The 19,902-nt window shown below is 70.7% G+C and carries 20 protein-coding genes; 16 read left to right on the top strand and 4 right to left on the bottom strand.

Annotation, left to right across the window (positions count from 1 at the left end):
• Positions 1-219: 219 nt before the first annotated feature.
• Positions 220-1,611 carry an MFS transporter gene (locus ACLBWP_RS01485; RefSeq protein WP_447653739.1) on the bottom strand — a complete coding sequence of 464 codons (1,392 nt, stop codon included), beginning with the start codon at positions 1,609-1,611 and terminating at the stop codon, positions 220-222.
• Positions 1,612-1,800: 189 nt separating this feature from the next.
• Entirely contained in the window at positions 1,801-2,805 is a 1,005-nt protein-coding gene (locus tag ACLBWP_RS01480) for a hypothetical protein (RefSeq protein ID WP_447653738.1), read from the bottom strand.
• 115 nt (positions 2,806-2,920) lie between these two features.
• Here ACLBWP_RS01480 and ACLBWP_RS01475 point away from each other — a divergent pair, with 115 nt between their 5' ends.
• A complete protein-coding gene (locus tag ACLBWP_RS01475; RefSeq protein WP_447653737.1) occupies positions 2,921-3,115 on the top strand; it encodes a hypothetical protein in 195 nt (64 codons plus the stop codon).
• A gap of 5 nt (positions 3,116-3,120) precedes the next feature.
• Here ACLBWP_RS01475 and yidC read toward each other — a convergent pair whose 3' ends face one another.
• On the bottom strand, positions 3,121-3,870 hold the full coding sequence (yidC, locus tag ACLBWP_RS01470) for a membrane protein insertase YidC (protein WP_447653736.1): 750 nt from the start codon (positions 3,868-3,870) through the stop codon (positions 3,121-3,123).
• A gap of 59 nt (positions 3,871-3,929) precedes the next feature.
• A complete protein-coding gene (locus ACLBWP_RS01465; RefSeq protein WP_447653735.1) occupies positions 3,930-4,214 on the bottom strand; it encodes a DUF6412 domain-containing protein in 285 nt (94 codons plus the stop codon).
• 66 nt (positions 4,215-4,280) lie between these two features.
• On the opposite strand from ACLBWP_RS01465, the gene ybaK reads away from it, so the two are divergent.
• From ybaK to secF, 15 genes are all read left to right on the top strand, one after another.
• Positions 4,281-4,766, top strand: a complete 486-nt coding sequence (ybaK, locus tag ACLBWP_RS01460) for a Cys-tRNA(Pro) deacylase (RefSeq protein ID WP_447653734.1) — start codon at positions 4,281-4,283, stop codon at positions 4,764-4,766.
• Between the two features lie 95 nt (positions 4,767-4,861).
• Positions 4,862-7,468, top strand: a complete 2,607-nt coding sequence (locus ACLBWP_RS01455; protein WP_447653733.1) for an ATP-dependent Clp protease ATP-binding subunit — start codon at positions 4,862-4,864, stop codon at positions 7,466-7,468.
• 672 nt (positions 7,469-8,140) lie between these two features.
• Entirely contained in the window at positions 8,141-8,368 is a 228-nt protein-coding gene (locus ACLBWP_RS01450) for a hypothetical protein (protein WP_447653732.1), read from the top strand.
• Between the two features lie 212 nt (positions 8,369-8,580).
• Positions 8,581-9,123 (top strand): adenine phosphoribosyltransferase, encoded by a 543-nt coding sequence (locus tag ACLBWP_RS01445; RefSeq protein WP_447653731.1) that lies wholly within the window; start codon positions 8,581-8,583, stop codon positions 9,121-9,123.
• 56 nt (positions 9,124-9,179) lie between these two features.
• Entirely contained in the window at positions 9,180-11,201 is a 2,022-nt protein-coding gene (gene thrS / locus ACLBWP_RS01440; RefSeq protein WP_447653730.1) for a threonine--tRNA ligase, read from the top strand.
• On the top strand, positions 11,201-11,821 hold the full coding sequence (locus tag ACLBWP_RS01435; RefSeq protein ID WP_447653729.1) for an HIT family protein: 621 nt from the start codon (positions 11,201-11,203) through the stop codon (positions 11,819-11,821). The genes thrS and ACLBWP_RS01435 overlap by 1 nt, the downstream gene beginning before the upstream one ends.
• A 43-nt stretch (positions 11,822-11,864) precedes the next feature.
• The gene (gene pdxS, locus ACLBWP_RS01430) at positions 11,865-12,791 is read left to right on the top strand and encodes a pyridoxal 5'-phosphate synthase lyase subunit PdxS (RefSeq protein ID WP_243563271.1); all 927 of its coding nucleotides are present in this window, start codon (positions 11,865-11,867) and stop codon (positions 12,789-12,791) included.
• The gene (pdxT, locus tag ACLBWP_RS01425) at positions 12,781-13,392 is read left to right on the top strand and encodes a pyridoxal 5'-phosphate synthase glutaminase subunit PdxT (RefSeq protein ID WP_447653728.1); all 612 of its coding nucleotides are present in this window, start codon (positions 12,781-12,783) and stop codon (positions 13,390-13,392) included. Before pdxS ends, pdxT begins: the two co-directional genes overlap by 11 nt.
• A gap of 99 nt (positions 13,393-13,491) precedes the next feature.
• Entirely contained in the window at positions 13,492-14,256 is a 765-nt protein-coding gene (locus ACLBWP_RS01420; protein ID WP_447653727.1) for a YebC/PmpR family DNA-binding transcriptional regulator, read from the top strand.
• 5 nt (positions 14,257-14,261) lie between these two features.
• Positions 14,262-14,954 (top strand): crossover junction endodeoxyribonuclease RuvC, encoded by a 693-nt coding sequence (ruvC, locus tag ACLBWP_RS01415; RefSeq protein ID WP_243563268.1) that lies wholly within the window; start codon positions 14,262-14,264, stop codon positions 14,952-14,954.
• Complete coding sequence (gene ruvA, locus ACLBWP_RS01410) at positions 14,951-15,571, top strand: Holliday junction branch migration protein RuvA (RefSeq protein WP_447653726.1); 621 nt, start codon at positions 14,951-14,953, stop codon at positions 15,569-15,571. Before ruvC ends, ruvA begins: the two co-directional genes overlap by 4 nt.
• Positions 15,568-16,614: a Holliday junction branch migration DNA helicase RuvB gene (ruvB, locus tag ACLBWP_RS01405; protein ID WP_243563266.1), complete on the top strand. Its 1,047-nt coding sequence runs from the start codon at positions 15,568-15,570 to the stop codon at positions 16,612-16,614. The genes ruvA and ruvB overlap by 4 nt, the downstream gene beginning before the upstream one ends.
• Before the next feature lie 72 nt (positions 16,615-16,686).
• Positions 16,687-17,073 (top strand): preprotein translocase subunit YajC, encoded by a 387-nt coding sequence (locus tag ACLBWP_RS01400; protein ID WP_243563265.1) that lies wholly within the window; start codon positions 16,687-16,689, stop codon positions 17,071-17,073.
• Between the two features lie 94 nt (positions 17,074-17,167).
• A complete protein-coding gene (gene secD / locus ACLBWP_RS01395; RefSeq protein WP_243563264.1) occupies positions 17,168-18,904 on the top strand; it encodes a protein translocase subunit SecD in 1,737 nt (578 codons plus the stop codon).
• Positions 18,904-19,902 carry a protein translocase subunit SecF gene (secF, locus tag ACLBWP_RS01390; protein ID WP_243563263.1) on the top strand — a complete coding sequence of 333 codons (999 nt, stop codon included), beginning with the start codon at positions 18,904-18,906 and terminating at the stop codon, positions 19,900-19,902. The genes secD and secF overlap by 1 nt, the downstream gene beginning before the upstream one ends.

The raw sequence follows: 19,902 nt of genomic DNA, 5'->3' as shown, positions 1-19,902 counted from the left end.
GCCCGCCCGCGGCGGCCTGCCGGCCGTCCGCCGGCCCGTCGCGGCCTGCCGGCCATCCGCCGGTCGCGGCCTGCTCGCCGCTCGCACAACGGAACGCCATCCGAACCACAGATCCCCGTGGTTCGGATGGCGTTCCGTTGTGCGGACGCAAGCGGCGCACGCGGCGCACGCGGCGGGCGGCCGCCCGGCCGCCCGGCCCGCCCGGCCCGGCGGCACCGCTCAGCGCGTGCGGTGCGTGCGCGTCGTGCCGGTGATCGTCGCGACGGACCCCGTCATCGTCTGGATCGCCCGGCTGATCGTCGGGATGGACGTGGTGACGACGGCGAGCGAGGACGTGATCGCCTCGATGGACGAGGTGGACAGGTGCTCCTGGTGGGTCGAGTGCACCGGGAAGCCCCGACGCGCCGCGACGACCACGCCGAGCGACCCGAGCAACACGACCGCGCCGGCGATCGGCAGCGACTGCATGCCGGTCAGCCCGAGCACCTGTCCGCCGATGGCCGCACCGCCCGCGATCCCGATGTTCGACGCGCCGTTGACGAGCGCGCCGGCGATGTCGGGGGAGACGCCACCCGCGCGGATCGCCGCCGCCATGAAGAGCGTGCCGGTCGTGCCGTTCGCGGCCATCCAGACGCCGGCCACCATCATGGTGCCCAGGAGCGACCCGTGCACGAAGGGCAGCGCGATGAAGGCGGCGGCCATCGTGGCGACGGCGACGACGAGCGTCTGGCGGGGGGCTCGGTCGACGAACGTGCCGGCCAGCCAGAGCCCGATCACGCCGGTCCCGCCCAGGACGAGCAGGGCACCGCTCACCAGGCCCGCGTCGAGTCCGGCGTCGATCGCGTACGGACCGATGTACGTGTAGACGATGTAGTGCCCCGCGAACAGCAGCAGGTCGGCCACGACCACGGCGAGCAGGCCGGTCCGCGCCCAGGCCCTGGGCGACCCGATGTGCGGCGACGAGGTGCCGCTGACCGCCGGCAGGAACGCCGCGGCGACGACGGCGAGCACCGCGGCGCAGACCGCGACGGTGCCGACGGCCGGACGCCAGCCGATCGACTGGCCGACGCCCGTGGCGAGCGGCACGCCGATGACGAAGCCGAGCGAGCTGCCCGAGTAGACGAAGGCGATGGCCCGGCCGGCCAGGCGGGGTGGCACGATCCGCGTGGCATAGGCGGACGCGACCGAGAAGAACAGCGCGTGCGCGACACCACCGACGACCCGGCCCGCACAGACCACGGCGAACGACGGAGCCAGCGCGACCATCAGGTTCGACACGGCGTACCCGATGAGCGTCGCGACGAGCACGCCCTTGCGGGGGAGCCGTGCGGTCAGGGACGTGAGCGGCAGCGCCAGCAGCGCGACGGCGGTGGCGTACACCGTGATCACGATGCCCATGGTGGACTCGCTGACCCCGAGGTCCGTGCTCATGGTGCCGAGCAGCCCGACCGGCATGAGCTCGGTCGTGATGGCGAAGAACGTCGCCAGCCCGAGCACGGCGATGCCGATGACCGCTTTCGAGGTCAGGACCGACGGTGTCCGCACGGACGCGGTGTCGGACGAGACGGAACGGTTCGACGCGGTGGTGATCGACGCGGTGTTCGTCGGCATGGGCTGACCTCCTCGGGGCGTGGTGGAGCGCGCGACGGGCGACGTCGTCGACGACACCACGACCGGATCGGTCGGGCTGCGCGCTCGGTGTGGAACTGGTGGTTGGTCACTCCACGGCGAGTGCGATCAGACCAGTCTGGCACGACCTCCGACGAGTGTCACGGGAGCGCTCCAACGCACTGCGGACACTCAGAACGCCTGCGCGACACGCCCGTCGACACCGCCGCCGGACAGCTCCAGCGTCAGGGTCCCGCTCAGCGACTGCGCGGTCATCGACACCTTGCCATGCAGGGCGTCGTCACGCGGGAAGCACGAGGTGGACGCCTCCATCCGGTTGGCGGTCGCCACCAGGCAGACCATCGACCGGTCGGCCCCGACACCCGCCCAGACGTTCCACGGCGTCGCCGCGTCGTCGCCGCTCAGCGACCGGTTCGTGAAGATCAACCGCGTCGAGTGCAACCGCACCGGTGCCTCGATCGAACCCGGGATCTGGTCGGCGTACGTCTGCGGCGCGTCGAGCAGCTGCTGCAGCGTGACCGTGCCGGCCGTCGGGGTGACGGACGGCGAGCCGGGTACCGCGGGGTGCACGGTCCCGATGACCAGCCCGGTCCCGAACGCGACGACGATCGCCGCGGCGAGCCCCCCGGCCAGCCAGGGGCGGGTCCGTGCGCTGCGGACCACCCGCAGGACTCGGTCGCGCCCGCGGACCCACCGGCTGGGCGCGCTCGGTCCGTCAGCCGACCCGGCCGGCTGGGTCGTGTCGACCCGACGGGTCGCGTCGGCCTGCCGGGTCGTGTCGACCAGGGCGGTCGCGGGAGCGGACTCGGTCGCGTCGGCCTGCTGGTCCGGTCGCTCGGACGGGAGGCCCGGATCACGCTGGCCGGGGACCGCCCCGTCCGCCAGACGGTCGCCGGACGACGACACACTCGCCACGGACGCACGCGTCACCCCTGGCGCGGCCGCGGGGGCTGCCGTCGGCCCTGCCGTCGGCGCGGCGGCCACGGCTGGTCGGCTCGCCCCCTCGGGCTGCGGCGGTGTGCCGGCCGCGGACGGTCCGCGCCGTCCGGCACGACGACCGAGGTCGGCGAGGGTGATCCGCGCCCGTGCCGCCTCGGCCGGGGTCGACCCGGAGCCCCAGGCGATCTCCTGCAGGCGCGCGCGATCGCGCTCGGTGTCGCGGTCGTCGTCGGCCATGCGCACTCCCGGTGTCCGGTCGATGCTGTCTCGGTGTTCATCGTCGCACTCGGCGCGGTGCGGTGCGCACCCAGTCCGGGGGACTGTCCGGATCCGGGCGGTGTAGGCCTGGTGCATGACAGACGCACGCGAACCCGATCCCGAGGTCGTCGAACCGGTCAGCCACGACGTGACCTCGGGCGAAGCCGACTACGTCGCGACGAACCCCGGCGGCAGTGGTGTCGAACGGCGCAACCCGCTGCCGGACGAGGAACAGGGTCGCGGGACCGAGTACGACCCGGTCGACCAGGGCCCCGAGCACGAGGGCTGATCCGCTCAGGCCAGCACCCGCCGCAGCACGGCCCGCTCCCCGGCGGCCCACGACACGCTCGTCACGACGTACAGCGCCGCTGCCAGCGGTGCGATCGCCGCGAACACGACGGTCACGAAGGGCACCCACCGGGTGATCGCCATCGTCGCGGCCGATCCGGGGACCGCCCCGTCGGCGCCTGCGGGCGGGTTCCAGCGCAGGTTCGCGCGCCGGGTCAGCTCGACCAGCACGGCCAGTGCAGCGAGCAGCAGCACGACGACCCAGGCGTGCACCCAGAGCGGCGAGGTGACCACCGCGACGAACGAGTGCCCGAGCGGGATGCCGACGAGCGTGGCCTCGAGCAGGGTGTTCGTCGCGCCGGCGATGGTGGCGTGGGTGAACAGGGCGTACACGAGCGACAGGACGGGTGCCTGCGCGAGCACCGGCAGGCATCCAGCCAGCGGGGAGACGTGCTCGGACGTGTACAGCTCCTGCACCGCGCGCTGCAGCCGTGCGGTGTCCGTGCCGTACCGCTTCCGCAGGGCGGCGAGCTGCGGAGCCAGGCGGCGGCGGTCCCGCTCGGCCCGGACCTGCAGCACGGACAGGGGGACCAGCAGCGCGCGGACGGCCAGGGTGGCCAGCACCACGGCGAGTGCTGCGGCGAGGGGGCCCGCGACGGGGTCGAGTGTCGCGGTGAGGGCGGCGAGCAGGTCGGCGCCGAGGTGCAGCGCGCCGCCGACGAGCGGCCCGACGAGGGGCAGGGTGGACAGGTCCATGACGATTCCGATCGAGTGTGGTGGCAGGGGTCGACGAGCGACCCGCACACCGATCGGTGTCAGGTCGCGGGGACGACTCCCGGTGCCCGCGGTCGGGCGCGCCCGTCGGCGTCGGGGTGGCTCCATGCGATCCGGGTGACCAGGTCGCGCGGCGCACTCGGCACGCGGAGCCCCACCGTTCCGGCAACGCCGAGCACGAGTGCCAGCACCTGGGCGACGAGCACGGCAGCGGCGACGACCACCGCGCCGAACCCCGCCAGCGCGAGCAGTGGCAGCGCTCCGGAGACCGGGTCGACGACGACCAGCGCGGCGACTGCGCGCAGGAACACCTCGATCACGGCCATGGTCGGTTCAGACTAACGCCCGCGTGCCGCTCGGGACAGGTGGCCCGGGCGGGGGATGATCGCCGCATGACCGCCGCTGCCCCGAGCACCCCCGCGACCCTCGCGTTGGAGCGCGCCGGGGTGCCCTTCACGCCCCACGTGTACGAGCACCACGAGACCGCGACGAACTTCGGTGAAGAGGCTGCGGCTGCGCTGGGTCTGCGCGAGGAGCAGGTCTTCAAGACCCTCGTGGTGTCCGTCGACGGCGCCCTGGCGGTCGCGATCGTCCCGGTGGCGAACCGCCTCGACCTCAAGGCCATCGCCGCGGCGGTCGGTGGCAAGAAGGCCACGCTCGCCGACCCGGCGTTGGCCGAGAAGCGGACCGGGTACGTCGTCGGTGGGATCAGTCCCGTCGGACAGCGCGCCCACCTGCGCACCGTGCTGGACGAGTCGGCGACGGCCTACCCGACGATCTTCGTGTCCGGGGGGCGCCGTGGGTTCGACATCGAGATCGCTCCGGCCGACCTGCTGACGGTCACCGAGGCCACCACGGCGGCGATCGCGCGGACCTGAGTCGGGTCCGCGCAAGTTCTTCCACCGCCCGGGAATGAGCCGGCCCCTCCTGCGTTGCATTGAGTCGAAGGCACTCAAGTTCCCAGGAGGTCCCTTTGCCAGCACCGTCCGGTCCGACCAACGGCAACGACTCGTTCGACGAGTTCCTCGCGCGTCTGCTCGCGGCCCAGAACACCGGCGCCCAGCGGTCCACTCCGCTGGGTCGCCCCGTCGACATCACGCGGCTGCTCAGCCGCCGCACCCACGACCTGCTCCAGCGCACCGCCGAGTACGCCGTCTCGCAGGGGCAGCGTGAGCTCGACGCGCTGCACGTCCTGCACGTGCTCGTCGAGACCGAGCCCTTCGACGCCGTCATCCGCTCGGCCGGGGTCGACCCCGAGCACCTGGCCGACGAGGTCGAGCAGCGCCTGCCCGCTCCGTCGTCCGAACCCGTGCAGGGCCGACCCGCGCTGACGCCCACCGCACAGCGGATCCTCGTCGAGGCCACCCAGGCCGCGCGGGGCTTCGGCAGCACCTACACCGACCCCGAGCACGTCTTCTTCGCGCTCGTGATGGACCAGGAGACCGTCACCGGCCAGCTCCTCGCGAGCGCCGGTGTCACCCCGCAGGTCATGCAGACCTACGCGCAGCAGGCCGCCGAGGCGGCACGAGAGGGGCGCCCGATGCCCGGCACCACCGAGGCCGACCAGCAGCAGTCCGAGACGCCGACGCTCGACCAGTTCGGCACCGACCTGACCGAACGTGCCCGCCAGGGCGGCATCGACCCGGTCATCGGCCGCGCGGACGAGATCGAGCAGACCGTCGAGATCCTGCTCCGCCGGTCCAAGAACAACCCGGTGCTGATCGGCGAGCCCGGCGTCGGCAAGACCGCGATCGTCGAGGGCCTGGCGCAGCGCATCGCGGACGGCGACGTCCCCGCGCTGCTGCAGGGCAAGCGTGTCGTCGCCCTCGACCTGCCGGGCATGCTCTCCGGCACCCGCTACCGCGGCGACTTCGAGGAGCGCCTGACGAACGCCATGGACGAGATCGCGGCGCACGCGGACGAGCTCATCATGTTCGTCGACGAACTGCACACGGTCGTCGGCGCCGGTGGTGGCGGCGAAGGCGGCTCGATGGACGCCGGCAACATCCTCAAGCCCCGGCTGGCCCGCGGTGACCTGCACATGGTCGGTGCGACGACGCTCAAGGAGTACCGCCGCATCGAGAAGGACGCCGCACTCGAGCGCCGCTTCCAACCCGTCACGGTGGGGGAGCCGAGCGTCGAGGACGCCGTCGCGATCCTGACCGGCCTGGCCCCGCGCTACGCCGAGCACCATGGCGTGACCTACACGGACGACGCCCTGCGCGCCGCCGTCGAGCTGTCGCACCGCTACGTCACCGACCGGCACCTGCCGGACAAGGCGATCGACCTGATCGACCAGGCCGGTGCCCGCCGCCGCCTGGCACGGTCCGGTGACGTCGACGTCGAGGCCCTGCGCGACCAGGTCGCCGAGCTGCGCGCCGACAAGGACCGTGCCGTCGCCGCGGAGCAGTACGAAGAAGCGTCGCGCTTGCGCGACCAGGCGGCCGAACTGGAGGCGCGGATCACCGCCGCCGCACAGGCGGACGCAGGTGGGGCCTCCAGTCCGACGGCCGTCGACCAGCACCGCGCGACGACCGAGATCACCGAGGCGGACATCGCGGCGGTGGTGGCGCGCGCCACCGGGATCCCGGCGACCCGGCTGACCCAGGGCGACCGGACCCGTCTCGCCCGACTGGAGGACGAGCTGCACGAGCGGGTCGTCGGACAGGAGGATGCGGTGCGCGCCATCGCGACCGCCGTCCGGCGCAGCCGGACCGGCATGGGCGACCCGGACCGACCGGTGGGCAGTTTCCTGTTCCTCGGGCCGACCGGGGTCGGCAAGACCGAGCTGGCGAAGTCGCTCGCGGCGTCGCTGTTCGGCGACGAGTCGGCGATGCTCCGGTTCGACATGAGCGAGTTCGGCGAGCGGCACACCGTGTCGCGGCTGGTCGGTGCCCCTCCCGGGTACGTCGGCTACGACGAGGCCGGCCAGCTGACCGAACGCGTCCGTCGCAACCCGTACTCGGTCGTGCTGCTCGACGAGGTCGAGAAGGCGCATCCCGACGTGTTCAACCTGCTGCTGCAGGTGCTCGACGACGGACGGCTCACCGACGGGCAGGGTCGCACGGTCGACTTCCGCAACACGGTCGTCATCATGACGTCGAACATCGGCTCGGAGTTCCTGGCCTCGCGGTCCGGCGCACTCGGGTTCTCGGCGTCGGCGGACGGCGGGTTCTCGGACGACGACCTGCGTCAGCGCGTGATGGGCAAGCTGCGCGAGGCGATGCGGCCCGAGTTCATCAACCGCATCGACGACATCGTCCTGTTCCGCAAGCTCGACCGCTCACAGATGCGCGCGATCGTCGACCTGCTGCTGGGGGAGACCTCGATGCGGCTCATCGCGCAGGACATGGTGCTCTCGGTGTCCGACCAGGCCGTCGAATGGCTCGCCGAGCACGGCTACGAGCCCGAGTACGGCGCCCGTCCGCTGCGTCGCCTGATCCAGCGCGAGGTCGACGACCGCATCGCGACCCTGGTCGTGGACGGCGTTGCCGGGTCTGGTGACACGGTGCAGGTCACGGTGGACGGGGAAGCCCTCGTCGCCCGCGTGGCCGGGGTCAGGGCGCCCCTGGCCGGCTAGCGTCTCGACCCCACCAGAACGCCCCGGGACCCGATCGGTCCCGGGGCGTTCTGCATGCGTCGGAATGCATTCCGAGGAATTCCGGCTGAACGCTTGCGGTGGCGTCGAGAATGCCGATATGGTTCACGGACCACAGCAACTCGTGCCGAAAGGGGGCCGACCATGATCACCATGACCACCACACGTGCAGTCTCCACGCAGACGCCGTTCCGTGCAGTCCGTGGCGCTTTCGGCGCCCCGTTCGCCGGTTCCTGCTGACGCGGGACGTCCCGTCCCATCTCGGCGTCGCGCCACGGTTCGTCCTGAACCGTTCGGCCACGCTGCAACCGCTCACGTCCGGTCCGCCGGGCGCGGCACCCTCGCGCTGACCTGATCCAGGTCGGGCGCCGTTCCTCCGGTCGATGCTCCGATCGGTCTGCTCGGGCGTTGCCCGGGGCGACCGTCGCCGTCGCGCGGAATGCGGGCCCGTCGGGATGCGGGCCCGTCGGAATGCGCGCGGGAATGTCGATCGCGACCGGGACGATCCCCGCACCAGGTCATTCGTCGACCGTTCTCCCATGCCATCCGCACTGTTCCGTGCGAATGCATCGAGCGGTTGTTCCCTCCGGGGCACGGATCATTCGGTCGCGCCCGTTTCTCCGCTCGCACTCCTCTCCCTGAACGGTGACCACGATGTCGACCAAGTCCGTCCTCCGACCCCCCGACGCTGGCGTCGCACCCCGCACGGTCTCGCTGACCGACCGGATCGCGCTGCGTATCGGGATGTCCCTCATCATCTGGAGCCGCCGTACCCGGCGACCCCAGACCGACCCCGCGCTGCGCGAGCAGCTCGACCGCGAGCGCACGCAGCGCGAAGCCGAGTGGGCCATGCTCGGCATCGGCCTGCGCACGTGGCGCTGAGGCGCTGCCGCGCGGCCCGGCCGCGCTGCCCTGCCGCGTCGTGCCGGGTTGATCGCCCCGTGCGGGGATGGTTCCTCGCACGGGGCGATCGTCCTCGCACGGGCGGTCGACCTCGCACCGTGCGCACTCGCCAACCCTGCACCGTGCGCGCCTGCGCGAGCACGAACCCCGCACGGTGCGAGGTGCCCGCCGACCGCCCGTACGGTTGACGCATGACCGAAACCGCGTCCGACCTCGTCCAGCGCCTGACCACGATCGTCCCCGACTTCCCGAAGCCCGGCATCCTGTTCCGCGACGTCACGCCGGTGTTCGCCGATGCCGTGGCGTTCGGTCGTGCGTGCGAGGCCCTGGCGGCACCGTTCGCGATCGGCGCCGGGTTCGACGCCGTCGCCGGCATCGAAGCCCGTGGGTTCGCGCTGGCCGGGGGCATCGCCGCGCAGCACCAGGTCGGCGTGCTGACCGTGCGCAAGGCCGGCAAGCTCCCCGGCGAGGTCCTCAGCGAGCAGTACGCGCTCGAGTACGGCGAGGCCGAGCTCGAGCTCCGGCCGGCCCAGCTCCCCGCGGGCACCCGGGTGCTCGTCGTCGACGACGTCCTGGCGACCGGGGGCACCGGCGCCGCCACCATCACCCTGCTCGAACGTGCCGGGTACCAGGCGATCGGGTTCGCCGCGCTGCTGGAGCTCGACGGCCTGCAGGGACGGGAGCGTCTCGAGCCCCGCCTGCCCGTCACCACGCTCGGCGTCGTCCCGGCCTGAGTCGACCCGCCCGCCGACTAGCATTGCTCCACCACCAGAACGAGGAGTCCCACCACGTGACCGAGTCAGTCGCCCCCGCACCCGACGAAGCGCCCGCCGCGCCCGAGCCCGTGACCGCGACCACCGCGACGACGGGCACGGAGCTCTTCGACGGTGTCCGCGGCGTCGTCGCCATCCGGGTTGCCGGTGTCCTGAAGGACCTGGCTGCCGAGGTGCAGGCCGGTGAGACCGCCGAGCCCGTCACCCTCGACGAGCAGGACGGGCTCGACATCCTGCGCCACTCGGCCGCGCACGTGCTCGCACAGGCTGTGCAGCAGATCAACCCGGACGCCAAGCTCGGCATCGGTCCGCCCGTCACCGACGGCTTCTACTACGACTTCGACGTCGCCGAGCCGTTCACCCCCGACGACCTCAAGGCGATCGAGAAGGGCATGGACCGCATCATCAAGCAGGCCCAGCGCTTCCGCCGTGTCGTGGTGTCCGACGAGCAGGCCCGCGAGCTGATGGCGGGGGAGCCCTACAAGCAGGAGCTCATCGGCCTGAAGGGCGCCGCAGCCGACGGTGACTCGGGCGAGAGCGTCGAGGTCGGTGCCGGCGAGCTCACCGTCTACCAGAACGTCGACCCCAAGTCGGGCGACGTCGTCTGGCAGGACCTGTGCCGCGGGCCACACGTGCCGCACACCCGTTGGATCGGCAACGCCGCCAAGCTCATGCGCGTCGCTGCTGCCTACTGGCGCGGCTCCGAGAAGAACCCGCAGCTGCAGCGCATCTACGGCACGGCCTGGCCCGACAAGGACCAGCTCAAGGCGTACCTGGTGCGGCTCGAAGAAGCGGCCAAGCGCGACCACCGCAAGCTCGGTTCCGAGCTCGACCTGTTCTCGTTCCCGGACGAGATCGGCTCGGGCCTGGCGATCTTCCACCCGAAGGGCGGCATCATCCGCCGCGAGATGGAGGACTACTCGCGTCGCCGGCACGAGGAGAACGGCTACTCGTTCGTCTACACGCCGCACATCACCAAGGGCGACCTGTTCGAGCAGTCCGGCCACCTGGGGTGGTACAAGGACGGCATGTTCCCGCCCATGCACATGGACGAGGCCCGCGACGAGGACGGCAACGTCACCCGCCAGGGCGCGGACTACTACCTCAAGCCGATGAACTGCCCGATGCACATCCTGGCGTACCGCTCGCAGGCCCGGTCCTACCGCGACCTGCCGCTCCGGATGTTCGAGTTCGGCACGGTCTACCGCAACGAGAAGTCCGGCGTCATCCACGGCCTCACCCGCGTGCGCGGCATGACCCAGGACGACGCACACATCTTCACCACCAAGGAGAAGATGAAGGAAGAACTGACCACGACGCTGCAGTTCGTGCTGTCGCTCCTGCGCGACTACGGTCTCGACGACTTCTACCTCGAACTGTCGACCAAGGACCCGGAGAAGTACGTCGGCGACGACGACGTCTGGGACGAAGCGACGAACACCCTGCGCGAGGTCGCCGAGGAGTCCGGCCTCGAACTCGTGCCGGACCCCGCCGGTGCGGCGTTCTACGGTCCGAAGATCTCGGTGCAGGCTCGCGACGCCATCGGCCGCACGTGGCAGATGTCGACGGTCCAGCTCGACTTCAACCTGCCCGAACGCTTCGGCCTGGAGTACGCGGCCGCCGACGGCACCCGGCAGCAGCCGGTGATGATCCACCGTGCCCTGTTCGGCACCATCGAGCGGTTCTTCGGCGTGCTGACCGAGCACTACGCGGGCGCGTTCCCGGCCTGGCTGTCCCCGGTGCAGGTCGTGGGCATCCCGGTCGCCGAGGAGTACGGCGACTACCTCGACCAGGTGATCGCGAAGCTCCGGACGCACGGCGTCCGTGCCGAGGTCGACCACTCCGACGACCGGATGCAGAAGAAGATCCGCACGCACACCAAGGCCAAGGTGCCGTTCCAGCTGATCGCGGGTGGCGACGACCGCGACGCCGGTGCGGTGAGCTTCCGCTTCCGCGACGGGCGACAGGACAACGCCGTGCCGGTGGACGAGGCCGTCGAGCGCATCCTCACCGCCATCCGCGAGCACGCGCAGGTCTGATGCAGCTGTCTGGAGGCCCGGAGCAGGTCCCCGGGACCGGTCACGTCGACGACGTGACCGGTCCCGACCCGCTGGTCATCCGCGACGCTGCCACCGGCGCCGCGGTGCCGGACGCCTTCCAGCGCCTGTGGAACCCGCACAGGATGGCGTACATCGACGCCGGCCGCGAGGGCGAGGGCCGCGGACACAAGGACGACTGCCCGTTCTGCGAGGCACCCGCCAAGTCCGACGAGGACGCCCTGATCGTCGCGCGCGGCGAGCACGCCTACGTCCTGCTCAACCTGTACCCGTACAACAACGGACACCTGCTGGTCTGCCCGTACCGCCACATCCCGCTGTACGACGACGCCTCGCCCGACGAACTCCGCGAGATCGGCGAGCTCACCCAGACGGCCATGCGGGTGCTGCGGCAGGTCTCGCACTGCGACGGCTTCAACATCGGCATGAACCAGGGCGAGGTCGCGGGCGCCGGGGTGGCCGGCCACCTCCACCAGCACATCGTCCCGCGGTGGCAGTCGGACTCGAACTTCTTCCCGATCATCGCCCGCACCAAGTCGATGTCCCAGCTGCTCGGCGAGACACGACGGCTCGTGGCCGAGGGCTGGCCGTCGGGGGACTGACCGCGGCGCACACGGCCGGTCCAGCACTAGGATGGACGGCATCATGAGCGACAGCACCAGCACCCCGGACCCCAGCACCAACGGCACCTCGATCACCGGTTCCTCCCGGGTCAAGCGCGGCCTGGCGGAGATGCTCAAGGGCGGCGTGATCATGGACGTCGTCGACGCCGAGCAGGCACGCATCGCGGAAGAAGCCGGTGCGACCGCGGTCATGGCGCTCGAGCGCGTGCCCGCCGACATCCGTGCACAGGGTGGCGTCGCCCGCATGTCCGACCCGTCCATGATCGAGGAGATCATCGCGTCGGTGTCGATCCCGGTCATGGCCAAGGCCCGCATCGGTCACTTCGTCGAGGCCCAGGTCCTGCAGGAGCTCGGTGTCGACTACATCGACGAGTCCGAGGTCCTGTCGCCCGCCGACTACGTCAACCACATCGACAAGTGGAACTTCACCACGCCCTTCGTCTGCGGCGCGACCAACCTGGGCGAAGCGCTCCGTCGCATCACCGAGGGCGCGGCCATGATCCGCTCCAAGGGTGAAGCCGGCACCGGTGACGTGTCCGAGGCGACCAAGCACATCCGCACCATCGCGAAGGAGATCGCGGCGCTGCGCCACCTGAAGGAAGACGAGCTGTACGTCGCGGCCAAGGAACTCCAGGCGCCGTACGACATCGTCAAGGAAGTCGCTGCGACCGGCAAGCTCCCCGTCGTGCTGTTCACGGCCGGTGGTGTGGCGACCCCCGCCGACGCCGCGATGATGATGCAGCTCGGCGCGGACGGCGTGTTCGTCGGATCCGGCATCTTCAAGTCCGGCGACCCGGCCAAGCGTGCCGCTGCGATCGTCAAGGCGACGACCTTCCACGACGACCCCAAGGTCATCGCCGAGGTCTCCCGCGGACTGGGCGAGGCGATGGTCGGCATCAACGTCGCCGACGTCCCCGCGCCGCACCGCCTCGCCGAGCGTGGCTGGTAGTCCGACCGCTGGTGCGGCGCCCCGCATCGGGGTGCTCGCACTGCAGGGTGACTTCCGTGAGCACATCGCGTCGCTGACGGTGCTCGGTGCCGAGGTCGTGCCGCTGCGGCGTCCGGAGGAGATCGCGTCGCTGCACGGTGTCGTGATCCCCGGTGGCGAGTCGAGCGTGATGGACAAGCTGTCCCGTGCGTTCGGTGTCGCCGAGCCGCTCAGCCAGGCGATCCGCGACGGACTGCCGACGTACGGCACGTGCGCCGGCATGATCATGCTGAGCGACCGGATCACGAACGCGATCGCCGGGCAGCACACGCTCGGTGTCCTGGACACCACGGTCCGGCGCAACGCGTTCGGCAACCAGAACGACTCGTTCGAGACGGACATCCCGATGCCCGACCTCGGCGACGCCCCGGTGCACGCGGTGTTCATCCGTGCGCCGGTGGTCGAACAGCACGGTGCGGGGGTCCACGTGCTCGGTGCCCTGGCCGACGGGCAGGTCGTCGCCGTGCAGCAGGACAACGTCATCGCCAGTGCCTTCCACCCCGAGGTCGCCGGCGAGGACCGCTTCCACCGGCGCTTCCTCGACCTCGTCCACAGCGCCTGAGACCTCACCCGCCTGTCCACCGGGCCAGCGCGCCGGGAGCACACCGCGCCTCCAGGCCGGTAAACTGAGGTCGACTTTCCGCAAGACGCAAGGAGAACCGTGTCCGGGCATTCCAAGTGGGCGACGACGAAGCACAAGAAGGCCGTCATCGACGGTCGCCGTGCCAAGTCGTTCGCGAAGCTCATCAAGAACATCGAGGTCGCCGCGAAGATGGGCGGCGCCGACATGTCGGGCAACCCGACGCTGGTCGACGCCGTGCAGAAGGCCAAGAAGACCTCGGTGCCGAACGACAACATCGACCGCGCCATCAAGCGCGGTGCCGGTCTGACCGGTGAGTCGATCGAGTACACGACCATCATGTACGAGGGCTACGCGGCCAACGGTGTGGCGATGCTCATCGAGTGCCTCACCGACAACAAGAACCGCGCGGCTGCCGAAGTCCGCACGACGATGTCGCGCAACGGCGGCACCATGGCCGACCCGGGCAGTGTCGCCTACAACTTCGCGCGCAAGGGCGTCATCTCGGTCACCAAGGTCGACGGCCTGTCCGAGGACGACGTCATGACAGCGGTGCTCGACGCCGGCGTCGAGGACGTCATCGACCAGGGCGGTGGGTTCGAGGTCATCTCCGAGGCGTCCGACCTGGTCGCGGCCCGCACGGCGCTGCAGGATGCCGGCATCGACTACGACTCCGCCGACGCCGAGTTCGTGCCCGGGCTCAAGGTCCCGATCGACGCCGAGACGGCCCGCAAGGTCTTCAAGCTGATCGACGCGCTCGAGGACTGCGACGACGTGCAGAACGTCTACGCGAACTTCGACATCCCCGCCGACGTGCAGGCCGAGCTCGACGAGGACGAGGACTAGCCCTCGTGCTCCGCGTGCTCGGGGTCGATCCCGGGCTGACCCGGTGCGGTGTGGGCGTGGTCGAGGTGACGCCCGACCGCCGCGCCCGGCTCGTGCACGTCACGGTGGTCCGCACGCCGTCGGACATGGCGCTCGAGCAGCGGCTGGTCCTCATCGCCAGCGGCATCGCCGAACAGATCGAACGGCACCACCCCGACGCCGTCGCGGTGGAGCGCGTGTTCGCCCAGGCGAACGTCCGCACCGTGATGGGCACCGCGCAGGCGTCCGGTCTGGCACTCCACGCCGCTGCCTCGCGCGGGATCCCCGTCGGGCTCCACACCCCGTCCGAGGTCAAGGCCGCCGTCACGGGGTACGGCAACGCGGACAAGGCGCAGGTGCAGACGATGATCGCGCGGATCCTCGGCCTGGCCGAAGCGCCGAAGCCCGCCGACGCGGCCGACGCGCTCGCGCTGGCCGTGTGCCACGCGTGGAGGCTCGGCGCACCCGACGCGGTCGGCGCGAGTTCCGCGGTGCTCACGCCGGCGCAGCGCGCGTGGCGGGACGCGCAGGCCGGCACCGGCGGGCGCACGGCCGCGTCACCCCTGGCACGAGCCGCAGCAGCCGCCCAGCGTGGTGGCTCTGGCGTTCCTCGCGGCCCGTCGGGCGCGCCGCGCGGCGGGTCCGGCGCGTCGGCGGGTGCCCGTAGGCTCGGGGCATGATCGCGAGTCTCCGGGGCACCTGCATCGACATCGCGGGGTCGTCGGTCGTGATCGACGTCGGCGGGGTCGGCTACCTGGTCACCGTCACGCCCGCACACGCCCTCACCATGCGCCACGGCTCCGAGGTGTTCGTCCGCACCGCGATGATCGTGCGCGAGGACGAGCATCTGCTGTTCGGGTTCGAGTCCACCGACGCACTGCGCGTCTTCGACCTGCTGCGCAGCGTGTCCGGTGTCGGCCCCAAGTCGGCACTGGGCGTCCTCGGTGCGATGGACCCGGCCCAGATCGCCAACGCGGTGGCGAAGGACGACGACGGGGCGTTCCGCAAGGTCTCCGGCATCGGCCCGAAGACCGCCAAGCTCATCATCGTCGCGCTCTCGGGCAAGCTCGCCGCCTTCGAGACGCCCACGCTGCCCACGGGTCCCCGGGGCACGACCGCGCACCCGGCCTCCGAGGACGTCGTCATCGCCCTCGTCGGACTGGGCTGGCGCGAAGACGCTGCCCGCAGCGCCGTCGACGACACCATCGCGAGCGAGCCCGGTGTGGCGGCGATGGGCACGCAGGCGCTGCTCCGTGCCGCGCTCGGCGCCCTCCGTCCCACCGGAGCCGGCCGGTGAGCGGCGGCATCACGGCGGCCGACGCGCAGTCACCCGAAGAACTCGCCTTCGAGGGTGCCCTCCGCCCGAAGTCACTCGCCGAGTTCGTCGGCCAGCGCAAGGTCCGGGGCCAGCTCGACCTGTTGCTCAAGGCGGCGGCGATGCAGGACCGCACGCCCGACCACATCCTGATGGCGGGGCCTCCCGGTCTCGGCAAGACCACGCTCGCGATGATCGTCGCGCACGAGTCCTCCCGCCCGCTGCGCATGTCCAGCGGGCCGGCGATCCAGCACGCGGGCGACCTTGCCGCCGTGCTGTCCTCGCTGATGCCGGGCGAGGTCCTGTTCATCGACGAGATCCACCGCATGGCGCGCTCGGCAGAAGAGATGCTCTACCTGGCGATGGAGGACTTCCGCATCGACGTCATGGTGGGCAAGGGTGCCGGCGCGACCAGCATCCCGCTCGAACTGGCCCCCTTCACGCTGGTCGGTGCCACGACACGCGCCGGCCTGCTGCCCAACCCGCTGCGCGACCGCTTCGGATTCACGGCCCACCTCGAGTTCTACGAGCGTGACGAGCTCGAACAGGTCCTGATCCGGGCGGCCCACCTGCTCGAACTCGACTTCGACCGCTTCGCGCTGCGCGAGATCGCCGGGCGGTCGCGGGGGACACCCCGCATCGCGAACCGGCTGCTGCGCCGCGTGCGGGACTACGCGCTGGTGCACGGCACCCGCGACGGCATGACCGCGGTGCAGGGCGCCCTCGAGCTGTACGACGTCGACGAGTACGGCCTCGACCGACTCGACCGTGCCGTGCTCGAGATCATGCTCACCCGGTTCGACGGCGGACCGGTCGGCCTGAACACCCTGGCGGTCTCCGTCGGCGAAGAAGCCGAGACCATCGAGTCGGTCGTCGAACCGTTCCTGGTCCGGATCGGGCTGGTGACGCGCACGCCGCGCGGGCGCATCGCGACACCGGCGGCCTGGCGGCACTTCGGGCTCACCCCCGGCGCCGGGGGCGTCGGCCCACAACCCGGGCTGTTCGACGACGACCAACCCGGCTGAGCCGTCAGCCACAGCCACGTGCCCTAGACTGCTACGGCCCGAAACCGAAATACCAGAGAAGGCATCGCAATCATGGGTCAAGAAGTCATCCTCATCGTCATCGTCGTGGCGTTCGCGGCCTTCATGTTCTACAACAGCCGCAAGCGCAAGAAGCAGCAGGGTGAGCTCGCCACCAAGATGGTGCCGGGTGCTCGCGTGATGCTGTCCTTCGGTCTCTACGGCACGCTGCTGTCCGTCGACGACGAGAAGGTCACCGCCGACGTCGAGATCGCACCGGGCACCGTCGTGACCGTGCACCGCCAGACGCTCTCGCGCGTCGTGGACGACAGCGCATCCGACATCGAGACCACCGCCACGCCGGAAGACGAGCACAAGCCCGTCGCCGAGCTCAACGGCGAGCCCGTCTACGGCGAGCGTGCCGACGACGCCGAGCAGACCAAGCGCAAGACCGAAGACTGAACCACCGGGCCGCCGGGACACGACCGTGACCCGGCGGTGACACCGCTTCGTCCGGCGTGCGCGCCGACGAACTGACAGAAAGACGAGACTGCCGGTGGCACGACCGACCCCCGTCAAGAAAGCGCTGCGCTCGCTCACCTGGTTGGTGATCATCATGGCGATCCTGGCCGGCCTGAACACGGCGGCCTCGATCCTCGCCAGCACCACCAAGGACACCACGGGCAAGTGGTTCGCCGGGGCCAGCTGGGTCCCCGAACTCGCGCTCGACCTGCAGGGCGGCACGCAGCTGACCCTGGCGGCGCAGAGCACCAGCGGCGACTCGGTCACCTCCGACCAGCTCAAGCAGGCCGTCGACATCATCCGGCAGCGCATCGACGCGACCGGTGTCTCCGAGTCCGAGATCAACACGCAGGGTGCCAACAACATCGTCGTGTCGATCCCGGGCAAGCCGGACCAGCAGACGATCTCGCGCATCGAGGCCGCTGCCAAGCTGACCTTCCGTCCGGTGCTCTACACCGAGGCGGCGACCGACACGTCGGTCGGCGGGAAGTCCGGGTCCACCGCGTCCCCGACGCCGTACTCGCCGCCCGCGTCGCTGCCGGCCACGCCGACCGCCAAGCCGACCAACGCGAGCGACCTCAACTGGGCGTCGCCGCGACTGCAGGACCTGTACACGAACTACAACTGCAAGGCGCCGGACGACGTCACCGCGGCGCGCGACGACCAGCCCCTGGTCACGTGCGACCAGGACGGCACGTCGAAGTTCATCCTGGGGCCGGTCGAGGTCTCCGGGGCGGACATCAGCAACGCGACCTCCGGCCTGGCGACCTCGTCGCAGGGCACCACGACCGGCGAGTGGGCCGTCAACCTGACGTTCAACGGTGCCGGCACCAAGGACTTCGCCACGGTCACGAACCGCCTGGTCAAGCTCCAGCAGCCGCAGAACCAGTTCGCGATCGTGCTCGACGGCAACGTGATCACCGCGCCGACGACCAACAGCGCGATCACGAACGGCAAGGCGCAGATCAGCGGGTCGTTCACGGCCGAGTCCGCCAAGACCCTCGCCGACCAGCTGAAGTACGGCGCGCTGCCGATCAACTTCAAGGTGCAGTCGAACGAGAACATCTCGGCGACCCTCGGCACCGCGCAGCTCATCGGCGGTCTCGTCGCGGGCCTGATCGGGTTGATCCTGGTCATCATCTACTCGGTGATCCAGTACCGGGCGCTGGCCTTCGTCACGGTCCTCTCGCTCGGAGTCGCTGCCGCGCTGACGTACCTGGTGATCGCGATCATGTCCTGGCGGGTCGACTACCGGTTGTCGTTGGCCGGTGTGGCGGGGTTGATCGTCGCGATCGGCATCACCGCGGACTCCTTCATCGTCTACTTCGAGCGCATCCGCGACGAACTCCGCGAAGGCCGTGCGCTCGAGGGAGCGGTCGATGCCGGGTGGCGTCGCGCCTTCCGCACGATCATCGCGTCCGACTCGATCAACTTCCTGGCCGCGATCGTGCTCTACATCCTCGCCGTCAGCGACGTGAAGGGCTTCGCGTTCACGCTGCTCCTGACGACGCTCATCGACGTCGTGGTCGTGATCCTCTTCACCCACCCGATGCTGCAGCTGATCTCCCGCCGCCGCTTCTTCAACGAGGGGCACCGGTTCTCCGGACTCGATCCGTCGGCCCTGGGTGCCGTGTACCGCGGTCGTGCGCAGTTCCGCGCACCCGTCGTGGACGGCAAGCGCCAGCGCAGTGCCGGCGAGGCACAGCGACGACAGACCATCGCCGAGCGCAAGGCCGGCAACGGCGAGACGCCGAACGGGAAGGACAGCTGATGGCGAGCTTCAGCCAGTTCGGGAACGACCTCTACACGGGCAAGCGGTCGTACGACATCGTCGGGCGACGTCGCCTGTGGTACCTGATCGCCCTGGCAGCGATCGTCATCTCGCTCGCGGTGCCGTGGCTCCGCGGCGGGTACCAGCTCGGCATCGAGTTCACCGGCGGATCCGAGTTCACCATCTCGGACGTCAAGAACCTCGACCAGAACCTCGCGACGAACACGGTCGAGAAGATCGTGCCCGACGAGATCCCGCGCGTCTCGCAGCTCGGGACGCACGGCATCCGCGTGCAGACCGGTCAGCTGACCGACGCGCAGACCACACAGGTGCAGGGCGCGCTCGCTGACGCCTACAACGTCGACTCCGGCGAGGTCGCGTCGACCTTCATCGGCGCGACGTGGGGTGCCGACGTGCTGTCGCAGGCCGTCCGCGGTCTGATCATCTTCCTCGCGCTGGCGGCCGTCTTCATGGCGCTGTACTTCCGCACCTGGAAGATGTCGCTGTCCGCCATGGCCGCCCTGCTCCACGACCTGCTGATCACCGCAGGCGTGTACGGGATCGTCGGCCTCGAGGTCACCCCGGCCGCGGTCATCGGGTTCCTGACGATCCTGGGCTACTCGTTGTACGACACGGTCGTCGTGTTCGACAAGGTGCGCGAGAACACGGCGCAGGAATCGCACCGCACGTTCGTGCAGTCGGTGAACCTCGCGGTCAACCAGACGCTGGTCCGGTCGATCAACACCTCGGTCGTCGCCCTGCTGCCGGTCGCGGCGATCCTGTTCATCGGGTCGTACGTGCTCGGTGCCGGCACCCTCCGGGACATCTCGCTCGCGCTGTTCATCGGCATCATCGTCGGCACGTACTCGACCATCTTCATCGCGTCGCCGATGTACGCGCACCTGCGCGAGGGCGAGCCGAAGATCAAGCAGGCGGACGCCAAGAAGCAGGCTGCGGCGGCGAAGCGCGCCGTGGCGGACGCTCCGGCCGAGGTCTGA

The sequence above is a fragment of the Microbacterium sp. M1A1_1b genome, assembly GCF_053345565.1.
Note: the sequence above shows the minus strand (reverse complement) of the source record. Positions and strands in the feature narration are given on the sequence as shown.